Origin of the sequence: Actinoplanes sp. URMC 104, from assembly GCF_051386375.1 — a bacterium.
Taxonomy (GTDB): domain Bacteria; phylum Actinomycetota; class Actinomycetes; order Mycobacteriales; family Micromonosporaceae; genus Actinoplanes.
Genome location: NZ_JBPQTO010000002.1, coordinates 1518190 through 1532302, shown reverse-complemented (window position 1 = coordinate 1532302; position 14113 = coordinate 1518190). Strand labels below are relative to the sequence as shown.

The following is a 14113-nucleotide window of genomic DNA, read 5'->3' as shown; positions in this document are numbered from 1 at the left end:
GGGTCAGGAACGCCGCCAGCGCAGCAGCAGCCGGCTGCGGCCGCGCTGGCGCGGGACCGCCGGCACCCGGGTCATCGCCGTGGCGAGCTGCCGCGTCGACTGGTCGAGGCACGGCGTGGCGAGCGCCAGCTCCGCGAACGAGCGCGCCCCGGGCCGCGACGCCACCTCGGTGAGCCGAGCGGTGACCGCCTCGGCCACCTCGGCGCGCGCCGCGGGGTCGATCCAGGCGGCCACGATCATCGCGAACAGCGCGGCCTCGGTGACCCGGTCGAGCCCGCCCTCGGCCAGCTCGCGCAGCAGCCTGCGGCGTTCCGAGTCGAGCCACGGCTCCTCGGGGCGGTGGTGCAGCAGGCCCAGGCAGGCCCAGATCTCCGGAACGGCCACGTCGGCCGGCGGGTGCGCGAGCAGCGCGGTCAGGTCCGCGGGCGTCACCATGATCAGCGGTACGGCCGCGTCGTACGCCGCCGGCGGGTGGGCCCACGAGAGCGCGGCCACCTGACGCAGCCGCCGTACGGCCTCGGCGGACGGCTCGGCGGGTGCCGGAGCGCTGCCGCGGGGCAGCGGCGCGGACGCGGGGGCGCCGCTGAGCCAGGGCGTGTCCCGGCAGCAGTCGGCCAGGTCGGTGTGCTCGTGCGACTCGTCGGGGTGGTCGCGGATCCAGTCGGCCAGCCGTACGAGGTGCATCAGGTCGCCGTCGGCGCGGTGGCGCAGCCGGTGGGCGGTGTGCACCGCGCAGTCGTAGTCGGGATCGCGTTGCAGGGCGCGGTCGATCCAGGCGAGCGCGTCGTCGAGGCGGTCGTTGTCGGCAAGCGTGCCCGCGATGTCGGCGTACACGGAAAGGTCGTCGGGGTCGTGCGCGACCGCCCGGCGCAGGGCCGCCAGCGCCTCGGGCAGGCGGCCTGCGCTGCGGAACGCGTACCCCAGCCAGATCTCGCCGAGCTTGGACGGGCGCACCCGGGCGCCGCGGGCCGCCCAGTCGATCGCCAGCTCGTGCTCGCCGATGCGGCGCGCCAGCGCGGAGCCCGCGCCGAGCAGCATGGCGTGCTCCGGGTACGCCGCGAGCGCGTGACGCACGACGGCCAGGTAGGGCCGGAGCGTGGACGGCGCCGGTTCGCTCACCCGCGTGCACAGCCGCATGAGCACCTGAGCCAGCAGACCCGGATCGATCCGTACGCCCAGGGCCGGCTCGGCGACCCACGGGACGCCCGCCCAGTCGGCCGCCGGCGCGTGCCCGCTCGCGGCGACGAGCAGCGGCAACCCGTCCTCGGGGCGGCCCGCCGCGGCGAGCAGGTGGGCGCGCGCGGCGAGCCGGCCGGGGGACGCGTGCGGGCCCGCGCGGAACAGGTCGAGCCCGCCGCCGGGCCGGGCCGCGAGGCGACCGAGCACCTCGTGCACCTCGGGCAGGGTGGGGGCGTGGGCGAGCGCGCCGGCCAGATGATCGGCGGCCTTGGCGGCGTCGTCGGTCGCCAGGGCCGATCTCGCCTGTTCAAGCGCGCGGTCGGCGGCGCGGCGTACATCCACGATGCAGAACAGTAGGGGAAAGAGCCCGCTATGTCAGTAGGTGAGACGCTGCGCATTACTGCTCGAAACGTTGACTGTATAAGCTGTTTCTTGCAAGACTGCGCACGAAACGCGCGCTCAGGTGCTCATCAGGGGAGGAACACGTGACAGCACGAGGCCAGGGGATGGCCGCGGACATCGCGGAACAACCGGGCGGATTCGCGCGGCTGCTCGACGGCGAGCACGCCGGAGCGATCGCCGCCGTGGCCGCCGAAGTGGCCCGCCGCCGGCCCCGCAACGTCGTGTTCGTCGGCCGCGGCACCTCGGACCACGCCGCGCTCTACGGGGCGTACCTCACCGAGATCCGGCTGGGGCTGCCGGTGGCGAGCGCCTCGCCGAGCGCGATCACGCTCTACGGCGCCCGGCCCGACTTCGCCGGCACGCTGGTGATCGGCGTCAGCCAGAGCGGCGGCTCGCCCGACCTCACCGGCGTGCTGCAGGCCGCCCGCGAGACCGGCGGGCTCACCCTCGCGGTCACCAACAACCCGGACTCGCCGCTGGCCCGCGCCGCCGAGCTGTCCATCGACGTGGCCGCCGGTCACGAGCGGGCGGTCGCGGCCACCAAGACGTACACCGCCGAACTGCTCGCCCTGCTGCTGCTGATCGAGGGCATCCGGGCCGGCGACGGGGTGCTGCCCGACCAGGAGCGCGCCGCGCTCGACAAGCTGCCCCAGCTCGCCGAGGACGCGCTGGCCGACGGTACGGCCGACGACCTCGCGCAGCGCTACCGGTTCGCGTCGCGCCTGGTGACGACCGGACGGGGGTACGCGTACCCGACCGCCCGCGAGGCCGCGCTCAAGCTCATGGAGACGTCGTACCTGCCGGCGCTCGCCTTCTCGGGCGCCGACCTGCTGCACGGGCCGCTGGCGATGACCGACCCGGACGTGCCGGTGCTGGCCGTGGTCGGCGACGGGCCGGGCGGCCGCTCGATGCGCGACGTGGTCACCCGGCTGGGCGAGCGCCGCGCCGACGTGGTCACGATCGGGGCGAGCGACGTGCCGGGGGCAGCCGGGCGCCTCGCGGTGCCGGCGGTGGCCGACGAGCGGTACAGCGCGCTGCTCGACATCCTGCCGCTGCAGAAGCTCGCGCTCGCGCTCGCGCTGGCCCGCGGCGAGGACCCCGACGCGCCCCGAGGGCTGAAGAAGGTCACCACGACGCTCTAGAAACATGGGCGTGGCAGGCTTGGCCCGTGTCTACGTTGCGTGATCTGGCCGAGGAGCACACCGGCCTGGGCCCGGCCGACATCGACCACCTGCACCGCCTCGCCGGTGACTGGCAGCTGCTGTCCGACCTCTCCTTCGCCGACCTGCTCATGTGGGTGCCGGTGAAGGGCGAGGCCGGGCAGCCGCGCGACTACCTCTGCGTCGCGCAGGTGCGGCCCACGACGGCGCCCACGGCCTACCAGGACGACCAGGTCGGCAAGATCGTCGGCGGTCCCGAGGTGGCGCACCTCGACATCGCGTTCGGCCAGGAGCGCATCTGGCGCGAGGGCGACCCGGTCTGGTACGGCGACACCCCCGCGCGGCACGAGGCGATTCCCGTACGGCTGCGCGACCCCGACGACCACGAGGAGGGGTTCAGCGAGGTGATCGCGGTGATCGGCCGCGACACGAACCTCTCCACCGCGCGCACCCCGAGCCAGCTCGAGCTCAACTATCTGACCACCGCCGACGACCTGGCCCAGATGGTCGCGGACGGCACCTTCCCGCCGCCGCGGCACCCGGGCGAGACGACGTCGGCGCCGCGCGTGGGCGACGGGCTCATCCGGCTCGACGCGGGCGGCAAGGTCACGTACGCCAGCCCCAACGCCCAGTCGGCGTACCGGCGGCTCGGTTTCAACGCCCACCTGGTCGGCGAGGAGCTGTCCGCGCTGACCAGCCGGCTCGCCGCCGACCCGCTGGAGGGCAACGACGCCGCCGAGCGCATCCTGGCGGCGCTGCGCGGCGAGTCCCCGCCCCGGCAGGAGATGGAGGCCCGCGGCGCCACCGTGCTGATCCGGGCGTTGCCGCTGCTGCCCGCCGGGGTGCCGATCGGCGCGCTGGTGCTGGTGCGCGACGTGACCGAGGTGCGCCGCCGCGACCGCGCGCTGATGACCAAGGACGCGACGATCCGCGAGATCCACCACCGGGTCAAGAACAACCTCCAGACCGTGGCCGCGCTGCTGCGCCTGCAGGCCCGCCGGGTCGACGCGCCCGAGGCCCGGCACGCGCTGCAGGAGTCGGTGCGCCGGGTCGCCTCGATCGCGCTGGTGCACGAGACGCTGTCGATGTCGAGCGACGAGGCGGTCGAGTTCGACGGCATCGTCGACCGGGTCGCCACCGCGGCCACCGAGGTCGCCTCGACCAGCGTGCCGGTCAAGATGCGCCGCGAGGGCACGTTCGGGGTGCTGCCCGCCGAGATCGCCACCTCGCTGGTGATGGTGCTCAACGAGCTGCTGATCAACGCGGTGGAGCACGGCTTCCCGGCCGCGGACGACGACGACGCCACCCCCGCGCCGGCCGGGGACGAGCCGGGCGAGGTCGTGGTGTCGGCGCACCGCTTCCGCAAGCAGCTCCACGTCACGGTCGCCGACAACGGGCAGGGGCTGCCGCCGGACTTCCGAGCCGACGACACCCAGCGGCTCGGCCTGCAGATCGTGAAGGCGCTGGCCACGGGCGAGCTGCGCGGCAGCATCGAGCTGCGCAACCGGGCCGGCGGCGGCACCGAGGCCGTGCTGGTCGTCCCGCTGGGCAAGCGCTGACCCGGCCCGACCCGCTCGTTCACCTGTGTTTCAAGTGTGACGGCCGCGGTGGGCCGTGACACACTCCCGAAATCTGGACCGCACTGGCCGAGAATGGCCGACCGTGAGAAGCTTGCCGACATGACCGCTGCAGTAGACCGCCGCTTCGTGGCACGTCGCCACGTCGACTACGGCCGTGTCCGCAGCGCGATGTGTCCGGCTTCCTGACGCCGTCCGAATCATTTTTCGGGCGCGCAAGACGCGCCGGCCACTCCTGACACTGATGTCGCGAGCCTCCAGGGCCGTGAGCGTCCAGTCGCGCCCACGAAACCCGGAGGACCGCCGACATGGCGCCCAGCAGCACCCCAGCCACGCCGACCGCTCGCCCCCGCAAGGCGCGCGGCGAGGGTCAGTGGGCGCTCGGACACCGCGAGCCGCTGAATCCCAACGAGCGGATCAAGAAGGACGACAACCCGCTCAACGTCCGCGCGCGGATCGAGAACATCTACGCGCACACCGGCTTCGCCTCGATCGACCCGCAGGACCTGCGCGGCCGGTTCCGCTGGTGGGGGCTCTACACCCAGCGCAAGGCCGGGATCGACGGCGGCCGCACCGCCGTGCTCGAGCCGCACGAGCTCGAGGACGAGTACTTCATGCTCCGCGTCCGCATCGACGGCGGCGCGCTCGACGTCGCCCAGCTGCGCGTGATCGCGGACATCTCCCGCGAGTTCGGCCGCGACACCGCCGACATCACCGACCGGCAGAACATCCAGCTGCACTGGATCCGCATCGAGGACATGCCGGAGATCTGGCGCCGGCTCGAGTCGGTCGGCCTGCAGACCACCGAGGCCTGCGGCGACTGCCCCCGCGTGGTGCTGGGCTCGCCCGTGGCCGGGGTGTCCGTCGACGAGGTGATCGACGGGACGCCCGCGATCGACGAGATCACCAAGCGCTACATCGGCGACCCGCGGTACTCCAACCTGCCGCGCAAGTTCAAGACGCAGATCTCCTGGCTGGCCGACGGTCCCTACGAGACCAACGACGTCTCGTTCGTCGGCGTGCACCACCCGCAGCACGGCCCCGGCTTCGACCTGTGGGTCGGCGGCGGCCTGTCGACCAACCCGCGCCTGGCCGAGCGCCTCGGCGTCTGGGTGCCGCTCGAGGACATCCCGGACGTGTGGGAGGGCGTGGTCGGCATCTTCCGCGACTACGGCTACCGGCGGCTGCGCAATCGCGCCCGGCTGAAGTTCCTGCTCGCCGACTGGGGCGTGGCGAAGTTCCGCGAGGTGCTCGAGAAGGAGTACCTGGGCCGCGCGCTCAGCGACGGTCCGGCGCCGGAGCTGCCGGCCAAGCCGATCGACCACATCGGTGTGCACAAGCAGGTCGACGGCCGCAACTACGTCGGCGCGGCGCCCGTGGTGGGGCGCACGTCGGGCACGCAGCTGTCGAAGCTGGCCGGCCTGGTCGAGGCGCACGGCTCGGACCGCGTGCGGCTCACGGCGTACCAGAAGCTCCTCGTTCTTGACGTTGCCGACGACAAGGTGGAGTCGCTGATCGCCGCGATGCGCGGCATCGGCCTGGAGGCCCGGCCCTCGTCGTGGCGGCGCGGCACGATGGCCTGCACCGGCATCGAGTTCTGCAAGCTCGCGATCGTCGAGACCAAGGCCCGCGGCGAGGAGCTGGTGGCCCGCCTCGAGGAGCGCCTCGCCGACTTCGACGCCGACATCTCGATCCACATCAACGGCTGCCCCAACGCCTGCGCCCGCACCCAGGTCGCCGACATCGGCCTCAAGGGCCAGCTGGTGATGAACGCGCACGGCGAGCAGGTCGAGGGCTTCCAGGTGCACCTGGGCGGCGGGCTCGGCATGGCGCAGGGGCAGACGTCCGGCTTCGGCCGCAAGGTCCGCGGGCTCAAGGCGACGGCCGAGGAGCTTCCGGCGTACGTGGAACGCCTCGCCCGCCACTACCTGGACGGCCGCACCTCGCGCGACGAGGCGTTCGCCGACTGGGTGATGCGCGCCGACGAGGGGCTCCTGAAATGAGCGACGCGAGGTCGACGCCCCTCTACTGCCCGTACTGCGGCGAAGAGGACCTGTTTCCCAACGAGGCATCGCACGGCGCGTGGGAGTGCCACTCCTGCGCGCGGGTTTTCACGGTCAAGTTCAACGGGCTGCTTTCCAAGGGAGTGAACCGATGACAGTCGTGGCTGCCACCTCTCTCAACCTCGTCAACCTGGGTGCGCCGGTCGTTCAGGACCCCACCCGCCGTACCCGCGACGAGCTCGAGGCGCTGGCACTCGAGGCCGGTCGCGAGCTCGAGGGTGCGCCCGCCGAGGTCATCGCCAAGTGGGCGACCGACACGTTCGGCGACCGGTTCTGCGTCACCAGCTCGATGGCCGACGCCGTGGTCGCGCACGTGTTCTCGCGGGTGTCGCCCGGCGTCGACGTGGTCTTCCTCGACACCGGCCTGCACTTCCCCGAGACGCTCAAGGTGCGCGACACCGTGGCCGCCACGATGAACGTCAACGTCCGCTCGATCCGCCCGCGCATGACGGTCGGCCAGCAGGACGGCGAGTACGGCCCCCGGCTGTTCGCCCGCAACCCCGACGAGTGCTGCTTCCTGCGCAAGGTCGAGCCGCTCGAGCGGGCCCTGTCCGACTACGACTCCTGGGCGACCGGCCTGCGCCGCGACGAGTCGCCGACCCGCGCCAACACGCCGGTGGTCGCGTTCGACGCCAAGAAGGGCAAGGTCAAGGTCAACCCCATCGCGGCGTGGACCCAGACCGACGTGGACCGCTACATCAGCCGGTGGAACGTGCCGGTGAACGAGCTCTTCAAGAAGGGGTACGGCTCGATCGGCTGCTGGCCGTGCACCCGCCGCACCAAGGCCGGCGAGGACCCGCGCGCGGGCCGCTGGGCCATGTTCGAGAAGACCGAATGCGGTCTGCACGTCTGATCCCCGCCGCCGACCGGCTCGCCGTGGTGCTCGTCGCCCACGGCAGCCGGGACCCGCGCGCCGCCGCCGCGACGTCCGCGCTGGCCCGCGCCGTGCGCCGTGCCCACCCCTCCTGGGACGTGCACGCCTCGTACCTCGACCACGCCGGCCCGCGGCCGCTCGACGTGCTGGCCGCCCTGCCCAACCGTCGCGCCGTCGTGGTGCCGCTGCTGCTCACCGAGGCGTACCACGGACGCGTCGACGTGCCCGCGGTCGTGGCCGAGGCGGCCGGCCTGCCCATCGACGTGACACTTGCCGAAGTGCTGGGGCCGTCGCCTGCGTCCCCGTCGCGCGCGGTGCCCGCCGCCCTGATCGACGGTCTGGCCCGGCGCCTCGGCTCGTCGGCGGCCGGCCACGAGCTTGACGGCGTGGTGCTCGCCGCGGCCGGCACGCGGGACGGGCGGGCGCGGGCGACCATCGGGTGGGCTGCGGACGCCCTCAGCGCTCGGCTGGGCGTTCCTTGCGTGCCGGCCTATGCGTCGGGGGCGGCGCCGGACCCGGGCGATGCTGTGGGGATTTTGCGGGCGTCGGGGGCTCGGCGGGTCGGGATGGCTGCCTACTTCCTTGCGCCGGGGTTCCTGTACGACCTGGCGGTGCGGTCGGCGCTCGAGGCGGGGGGCGTCGGGGCGGCGGAGCCGCTGGGGGATGCGCCGGAGCTGGTGCGCCTCGTGGGGGCGCGGGTTGTCGCCGCTGGGGAGCGGGCTCTGCCTGCGGCCGCCTGAGCCTCTCCTGCGGCCGCCTGCCGCCTATGACGCCCAGCTTTTGCGAATCGCCGGAGCGCCCCCGCTCGGGGCGGTTTCAGGGGTCGTTGCAAACACGGTCGGTGCCGAGGAGTTCGGCCGGGGTGTCCCAGTCGAGGGTCATACGCCGCCGGCCGTTGAGCTCGGCTGCGATGGCTGCCACGTGCTCGGGGCAGTGCTGGGCCAGGTCGGTGCCTTTGGGTGTGAGGCGTGGCCGGCGTACCGCCTCGGCCGGTGCGTAGCGCGGCTGCGGGTTCGCGGCGCAGGCTGCCGCGGCCTTGCACGTAAATGGCTTGGTAGATCGTTTCGTGCGACGCGTGCCACCTGCTCTGCTCGGGGTGATCGCGGTGCAGCCGGCGGCTGATCTGCTGCGGGCTGTACTGGCTCCTCAGCATGGCCCGCACTGCCGCGGTCAGGGTGAGCGGCGAGTGTGCGCGTTTTCGGCCGAGGCTTGCGCTCTCGGGCACATCCTGCGTGGCACAGGGCCGGTAGTTGCCGGTGACCGGATGCGCGTTACGGCGCACTTCCCGGCTGATCGTGCACGGCGGCCGGCCCAGCTCGGCCGCGATCTGCGCCGGGCTGCCGCTCGTCCTGCGAAAAATAACGCGCGCAGACGGGCGCCCGCCGGGCCGCGACCACGGCCCGCTTCTTGGCTTCCTGCCGGGCGTCGCGCGCCTGGCGCCACGCTGGATGCCGCCGGTCATAGCCGGTCCTACGGTCGACCCCGACCCTCCGGGATGCCTCACTCGTGCCTACGCCCCGCGCCACGAGATCCGCATATGCCTGCCGCTGCGCGGGCCTCAGCCGTGCCCGGCAACCAGCCATCAGCATCACCCTCCAACACCCTGCCACCCCTCGGGGAGCTCCGGTGTTGCGACGATCACTTGAAGCCGAGAGGCAGGGCCCACCCACCCGGGGGCCCCCACCCTAGATCGGACCGCGCAAGATCTGCTGCGCTCGTCCACAGGCTGCCACACCGTCCCGGCGAGTGAGCCGAGTTATCCACAGGACAGGCACCTTGGTGTGGCTCGGGATCGGCGCGTGCCGTAGGACCGGGTATGCGCTGTGGACGGTGGGCGGGCGGTGCGCAGAGGCCGGACAGCCGAGTGGGCGGGCATGGAGCACCGCGCAGGGTCGAGCCCGATCCGGCGGGCGCTGTGGGCGCCCGTGCGAGATCGGCGCTGTGGTCGCCCGTGCGAGATCGGCGTTGTGGTCGCCCGTGCGAGATCGGCGTTGTGGTCGCCCGTGCGAGATCGGCGCTGTGGACGGCTTCGCGGATAAGCCGCCCCGCCCGTCAGGGCTGCCGCGGCGCCAAAACCCGCGGACGATTCGGCAAGCCGTCGGCCGGCGACCTGGTGGGCGATGTGGAACGTTGCCCGAGGATGGCGCTGGAGGCTCGGAGGCGCTGTGACGCCGCGCCTGGCGAGGGCCTGCCCGTTCAGGTGCTCCCACGGACGGCTGAGGGGCCCTACGGCGGGCTTACCGGCCAGCCACAGTGACCGGTCACCCGGAGCTGCGGGAGGTCACCGTGAGCGGGATCTCGGATTGCCACGCACGGTCACCAACGGTGGCGTCGTGGGCGCGCTGCGCCGAGCGCGACGGACGGTGAGCGGAATGTGAACCATTCGTGGCGCCCGAGCAATTCGAGATCATTTCGCGGAATCTCGATGAAACCGACCGTGATCGCATTAGCGCGGTGGGCGAACCTCGAAGGTTTCTCCCAGCTTTCGGCGCGCTGAGTAATCGACCGTAAACAGCAAGACGCCCCGGTGCCGATCGGCCCGGGGCGCAAATGCTCTAGGGGGATTGGTTCAGGCGGTAGGAGCGCCGACCCGCAGGCCGCCACGACGCTTGACCGCGCGCCGCTCGTCTTCGCTCATCCCGCCCCAGACGCCGGCGTCCTGTCCGGACTCGAGTGCCCAGGAGAGGCATTCCTCGGTCACGGGACACCGCCGGCACACGGCCTTGGCCTGCTCGACCTGCAGGAGCGCGGGGCCGGACGTCCCGATCGGGAAGAACAGCTCCGGGTCCTCGTCGCGGCAGATCGCATCGTGACGCCAGTCCATGGCGGCAACACTCCTTGTTCGGATGGGGTAATAAATGGTGTTACTGGTTTACCTATGCATGCGCGGTGGCGGCCGTAGGGTGTGTTACCCCCGGCTCGCCGTGCGTCAGCAAGCTTTTGTGTTATGGAAGCCGTTCGGCGCTTCTGGATTAGGAACGCGCGCAAGCAGCAACCGGTTACTTCTTATCGCTTGTGAATGCTTTCACGAACTCGTGCGATGTCAAGGGTAGCGCCCGAAGTTTCTCCGGGCGGGTGAGCTGGCTCACGCCCTCTTTGTCCGGATCTGAGGGATCTCTCAGAGCCCGATGACCAACGCTCCCATCAATGTAGTACGGTCCGTGCCGCTCTGCCGACCTTTTGACCGTGTTTCTGTAACGGATCGTGAGGTTGGCTACCCAGTCGTCAGCAGATCACACGTAGCGCTTCGGGAACGGACACGAAGTGCACCTTCTGACGCTCGCCCAGATAGTCCCCGTCCAGCTGGAACGGCTGCGGGCGGTCGGCGATCACCGTGAATTCCTCTTGGTCGTGCAGATGGAGCACGGTCTTGCCGTGCGGCTCGTGCTTGCGGGTGGCGAGCTGGGCCAGGGTGCGGGCCGTGCCGGCGATCGCCAGTCCGCGCAGGGCCATCACGTCGAGGCCGCGGTCGAACGAGGCGCCCGGGCTCGGGTTGATCGGCCGGTCACCGACGTACGTCCAGGGGGCGGTGTTCTGCACGATGACGGTGCCCAGCTCGGTCACGGCCGGCTCGCCGGGGCGCTCGATGGTCAGCGGCGGCGCCTTGCGGTCCTCGCCGGCGAGCACCTGGCCGACGATCGAGCGGAAGTACAGCCCGGGCGTCGACGTGCGGCCCCGCAGCCGCGCCTGCTCCACGCGGCGCACCACGGCGGCGTCCAGCCCCATGCCGCCGGCGAAGGTGAAGTAGCGGTCGTCGGCGCGCCCGAGGCCGATCACCCGGTGCCGCCCGTCGCGCAGGCCGTCGAGGATGACGCTGACACCCTCGACCCAGTCGCGCGGCAGGCCCAGGGCGCGGGCGAAGACGTTCGTCGACCCGCCCGGAACGACCGCGAGCGCGGGCAGCACCTGCGCGCGGGTGCCGGTCAGCCCGCTCAGCACGGCCTCGGCGCTCATCAGGCCGTTCACTGCCTCGTTGACCGTGCCGTCGCCGCCCAGCGTGACCACGACGTCGACCCCGCTCTCGGCAGCGGCGCGGGCCAGCGTCGCGGCGTGCCCGCGGCGGGTCGTGTATTCCACCGACAGCTCCACCGCGCTGCGCAGGGCCCGGACCAGCACGTCCCGGGTGCGCTCGCTGGTGGTCGTCGCCTTGGGGTTGACCAGCAGTAACGCTCGCATGCGCGGCACTGTACCCAAGAGCCGCTCGAAAGGCTGTCGGTATGGTGCTCGAGTGACCAGTGAGAAGTCAGTCGTTGACAGCCCGGCGACGCTCGTGTGGGCGGTGCGGCTGCTCTACCTGGAGTGCCTGGCGCTGCTCGGGCTCACTGTCTATCTCGCGGTCCTCGACGTGACGGCCGACACCACGAGCCTCGGCGTGGCCATCGCGCTGACCGTCTTCACCGCGCTCGGCGTGGCGGCGGTCTTCTTCGTGGCGCGCGCGCTCGGCCGCCGCGCCCGGGGCGCCCGCGGGCCGGCGATCGTCATCCAGCTGTTCACGATCGCCGCGGGCGGCTTCCTGCTCCAGGTCGGCCCGCTGTGGCTGGGCGTGGTGCTGATGGCCCTCGGTCTGCTCACCGGCCTGCTGATCGTGCTGCCGCCGAGCACGCGCGCGCTCGGCATCGGCTGACCCGACGCATCGACCGTTCACCGCATCGATTTCCCCACGCATCGATTAACTGCCCTCTTTCGGTCGCCGAGGGCCTACGCTGTGTAGGTGACCGGATCAACGGTGCGCCCGCCTGCCTATCAGCTGCTGGCGGACGAGCTACGCGCGGATATCACCTCGGGACGGCTGCAGCCTGGCGAGCGTCTGCCGCCGGAGCCGGAGCTGTGCGTCAAGACCGGCGTCAGCCGCAGCACGGTGCGGGAGGCGTTGCGCCTGCTGGCGAGCCAGCATCTGATCGTCACGACCCGCGGCGTCACCGGCGGCAGCTTCGTCGCCCACCCCGACGCCGAGCAGCTCGCCGAGGGCCTGACCATGGGGTTCACGCTGCTGTCGAACTCCGACGGCGTGGGCATGGCCGACCTGCTGGAGCTGCGCCGGGCGCTCGAGGTGCCGGCCGCGGGCCTGGCCGCGATGCGCCGCGACGACGAGCAGCTCGTCGAGATCCGCGGGGCGCTGTTCGATCCGGCGGTCGACGACTTCGACACGATGATGTCGGCACACGCGGAATTTCACATGGCGGTGGCCAAGGCGACGCAGAACCCGCTGTTCGAGCTGGTGGCGCGTCCGCTCTACCACGCGAAGTTCGGCGAGGAGGTCACCGAGAGCCTGCCGGGCGGATACTGGCGGCAGATCGACGCCGACCACCGGCTGCTGCTCGACTGCCTGGCGATGCGCGACGCGGAGTCGGCGACCCGCGCCGCCACGGCGCACCTCGACTACATCTCCGCGGTGCTCGACTGAGCCACGTCAGGCAGCCACGTCAGGCTCCGGTGCGCCGGGTGACGAGCCGGATCGTCGCGCGCTGACCCGTGGCCTCCGCGGCCGCCGACGTGGTGAGGGCGGTCAGCACCTTCCACGCGAAGGACGACTCGGACGGGAGCTTGGCGCCGCGTACGGTCGTGACGGTGACCTCGACGGCGAGCGCGTCCTCGGTCACGGTGAACCGGCAGTCGAGCTCGGCCGCGCGGGTGGCGATGGCGAGCAGCATCGCGCAGGCCTCGTCGACGGCGATGCGCAGGTCTTCGATCTCGTCGAGCGCGAAGTGCAGCCGGGCGGCCAGACCGGCCGTCGCGGTGCGGAGGACGCCCAGGTAGCCGCCGTCGGCGGGCACGGTCAGCATGACGACGTCGTCGCCGATCGCCGGGCCCGTGTGTGTGTCCGTCAGCTGAGTCACCTTGCTGCTCCTCCCAACGCCAGCACTCTAGCCGTTCGAGCGGTCACGGCCGGTACACCCCTGCGGGCGCACCGGCCGCGAAGCCGAGTGGAGCTCAGGCCTGCTTGGTCTCCCAGAAGATCTTGGAGATCTCCTCGATCTTGCCGAGCAGCTGGTCGGCCACGGCCGGGTCGACCGAGCCCTTGGCGCCGGAGGCGCCGGCCAGCTTGGTGGCCTCGTTGAAGAGCTGGTGCAGGTTGGGGTACTTCTCGAAGTGCGGGGGCTTGAAGTAGTCGGTCCAGAGCACCCACAGGTGGTGCTTGACCAGCTCGGCCCGCTGCTCCTTGATCAGGATGGCCCGGGTGCGGAACTCGGGGTCCGTGTTCGCCTGGTACTTCTCGGCGATGGCCTTGACCGACTCGGCCTCGATCCGGGCCTGCGCCGGGTCGTAGATGCCACACGGCAGGTCGCAGTGGGCGCTCACCACCGTGCGGGGCGTGAGGAAACGCGGAAGTCGCATCAGGACTCCTCCATACGAGTTTGCGATGATCCGTGGTTGACACTACCCCTTACATCGAGGTCGTAAAGCGACGGAGGACTGATGCCGTGAGGTGGCAACTACCACTGTTCGCGGTGCTCGTCCACGGGCCGTCGATGGTGCCGGCCCTGCGCTCCGGCGACGCGCTGCTGGTGCGCCGCGGCGGGCAGGTCCGCGCGGGCGACGTGGTGGTCGCGAGGTTCCGCAGCCGGCCCGATCTGCTCGTGGTCAAGCGGGCGGTGCGGCCCCAGGACGGCGGCTGGTGGATCCAGGGCGACAACGGTCTGATCGAGGACGACAGCCGGGCGTACGGGGTGGCGGATGTCATCGGGCGGGTGGTTCTCCGCTACTATCCGCGGCTCGGTCGGCTAGGTTAAGGTCGCACCACCGCGGCCGCACACTCGCGTCGCGCGGTTGCACTCACGGGTGATCCCCGCATCGCGTTCCCGATCCGCGCCCCACTCGCTGCTGTGATCGACGAACGCCACGACCAACGTCCTGATG

13 protein-coding genes are annotated in these 14113 nt (G+C 71.9%); 8 read left to right on the top strand and 5 right to left on the bottom strand.

The genetic code is table 11. The annotated features are described in order from the left end of the window. Window positions 1-3 precede the first annotated feature (3 nt). On the bottom strand, window positions 4-1521 hold the full coding sequence (locus ACSNN8_RS08060; protein ID WP_436648009.1) for a tetratricopeptide repeat protein: 1518 nt from the start codon (window positions 1519-1521) through the stop codon (window positions 4-6). A 164-nt stretch (window positions 1522-1685) separates the two neighbouring features. Between ACSNN8_RS08060 and ACSNN8_RS08055 the strand changes: the two genes are divergently transcribed. The 5 genes from ACSNN8_RS08055 (at window position 1686) to ACSNN8_RS08035 (ending at window position 7995) form a co-directional block, all read left to right on the top strand. After that, complete coding sequence (locus ACSNN8_RS08055) at window positions 1686-2723, top strand: SIS domain-containing protein (RefSeq protein WP_436649465.1); 1038 nt, start codon at window positions 1686-1688, stop codon at window positions 2721-2723. A gap of 26 nt (window positions 2724-2749) precedes the next feature. Continuing rightward, window positions 2750-4300 (top strand): sensor histidine kinase, encoded by a 1551-nt coding sequence (locus ACSNN8_RS08050; protein ID WP_436648008.1) that lies wholly within the window; start codon window positions 2750-2752, stop codon window positions 4298-4300. A 326-nt stretch (window positions 4301-4626) separates the two neighbouring features. Next, window positions 4627-6321: a nitrite/sulfite reductase gene (locus ACSNN8_RS08045; protein ID WP_436648007.1), complete on the top strand. Its 1695-nt coding sequence runs from the start codon at window positions 4627-4629 to the stop codon at window positions 6319-6321. A 151-nt stretch (window positions 6322-6472) separates the two neighbouring features. Beyond that, on the top strand, window positions 6473-7234 hold the full coding sequence (locus tag ACSNN8_RS08040) for a phosphoadenylyl-sulfate reductase (protein ID WP_436648006.1): 762 nt from the start codon (window positions 6473-6475) through the stop codon (window positions 7232-7234). Next, window positions 7216-7995 (top strand): sirohydrochlorin chelatase, encoded by a 780-nt coding sequence (locus ACSNN8_RS08035; RefSeq protein ID WP_436648005.1) that lies wholly within the window; start codon window positions 7216-7218, stop codon window positions 7993-7995. Before ACSNN8_RS08040 ends, ACSNN8_RS08035 begins: the two co-directional genes overlap by 19 nt. A gap of 1829 nt (window positions 7996-9824) precedes the next feature. Here ACSNN8_RS08035 and ACSNN8_RS08030 read toward each other — a convergent pair. Both ACSNN8_RS08030 and ACSNN8_RS08025 read right to left on the bottom strand, forming a co-directional pair. Continuing rightward, entirely contained in the window at window positions 9825-10079 is a 255-nt protein-coding gene (locus ACSNN8_RS08030; RefSeq protein WP_093619131.1) for a WhiB family transcriptional regulator, read from the bottom strand. Window positions 10080-10480: 401 nt separating this feature from the next. After that, entirely contained in the window at window positions 10481-11431 is a 951-nt protein-coding gene (locus ACSNN8_RS08025) for a diacylglycerol/lipid kinase family protein (protein WP_436648004.1), read from the bottom strand. A 52-nt stretch (window positions 11432-11483) separates the two neighbouring features. Here ACSNN8_RS08025 and ACSNN8_RS08020 point away from each other — a divergent pair, with 52 nt between their 5' ends. Continuing rightward, on the top strand, window positions 11484-11879 hold the full coding sequence (locus ACSNN8_RS08020; RefSeq protein ID WP_436648003.1) for a hypothetical protein: 396 nt from the start codon (window positions 11484-11486) through the stop codon (window positions 11877-11879). Window positions 11880-11966: 87 nt separating this feature from the next. After that, the gene (locus tag ACSNN8_RS08015; protein WP_436648002.1) at window positions 11967-12659 is read left to right on the top strand and encodes a FadR/GntR family transcriptional regulator; all 693 of its coding nucleotides are present in this window, start codon (window positions 11967-11969) and stop codon (window positions 12657-12659) included. A 19-nt stretch (window positions 12660-12678) separates the two neighbouring features. On the opposite strand, the gene ACSNN8_RS08010 is transcribed toward ACSNN8_RS08015, so the two are convergent. Both ACSNN8_RS08010 and sodN read right to left on the bottom strand, forming a co-directional pair. Then, a complete protein-coding gene (locus ACSNN8_RS08010) occupies window positions 12679-13083 on the bottom strand; it encodes an anti-sigma regulatory factor (protein WP_436649463.1) in 405 nt (134 codons plus the stop codon). Between the two features lie 103 nt (window positions 13084-13186). Next, a complete protein-coding gene (gene sodN, locus ACSNN8_RS08005) occupies window positions 13187-13591 on the bottom strand; it encodes a superoxide dismutase, Ni (protein WP_436648001.1) in 405 nt (134 codons plus the stop codon). Window positions 13592-13677: 86 nt separating this feature from the next. Here sodN and ACSNN8_RS08000 point away from each other — a divergent pair, with 86 nt between their 5' ends. Next, window positions 13678-13986 (top strand): S26 family signal peptidase, encoded by a 309-nt coding sequence (locus tag ACSNN8_RS08000; RefSeq protein ID WP_436648000.1) that lies wholly within the window; start codon window positions 13678-13680, stop codon window positions 13984-13986. The last annotated feature ends 127 nt before the right edge of the window (window positions 13987-14113 follow it).

Bases quoted from the DNA above. Each gene is read 5' to 3' on its own strand.
- ACSNN8_RS08040 (WP_436648006.1), top strand. From the start codon at position 6,473: ATGACAGTCGTGGCTGCCACCTCTCTCAACCTCGTCAACCTGGGTGCG.
- ACSNN8_RS08030 (WP_093619131.1), bottom strand. From the start codon at position 10,079: ATGGACTGGCGTCACGATGCGATCTGCCGCGACGAGGACCCGGAGCTG.
- sodN (WP_436648001.1), bottom strand. From the start codon at position 13,591: ATGCGACTTCCGCGTTTCCTCACGCCCCGCACGGTGGTGAGCGCCCAC.
- ACSNN8_RS08025 (WP_436648004.1), bottom strand. From the start codon at position 11,431: ATGCGAGCGTTACTGCTGGTCAACCCCAAGGCGACGACCACCAGCGAG.
- ACSNN8_RS08035 (WP_436648005.1), top strand. From the start codon at position 7,216: ATGCGGTCTGCACGTCTGATCCCCGCCGCCGACCGGCTCGCCGTGGTG.
- ACSNN8_RS08055 (WP_436649465.1), top strand. From the start codon at position 1,686: ATGGCCGCGGACATCGCGGAACAACCGGGCGGATTCGCGCGGCTGCTC.
- ACSNN8_RS08045 (WP_436648007.1), top strand. From the start codon at position 4,627: ATGGCGCCCAGCAGCACCCCAGCCACGCCGACCGCTCGCCCCCGCAAG.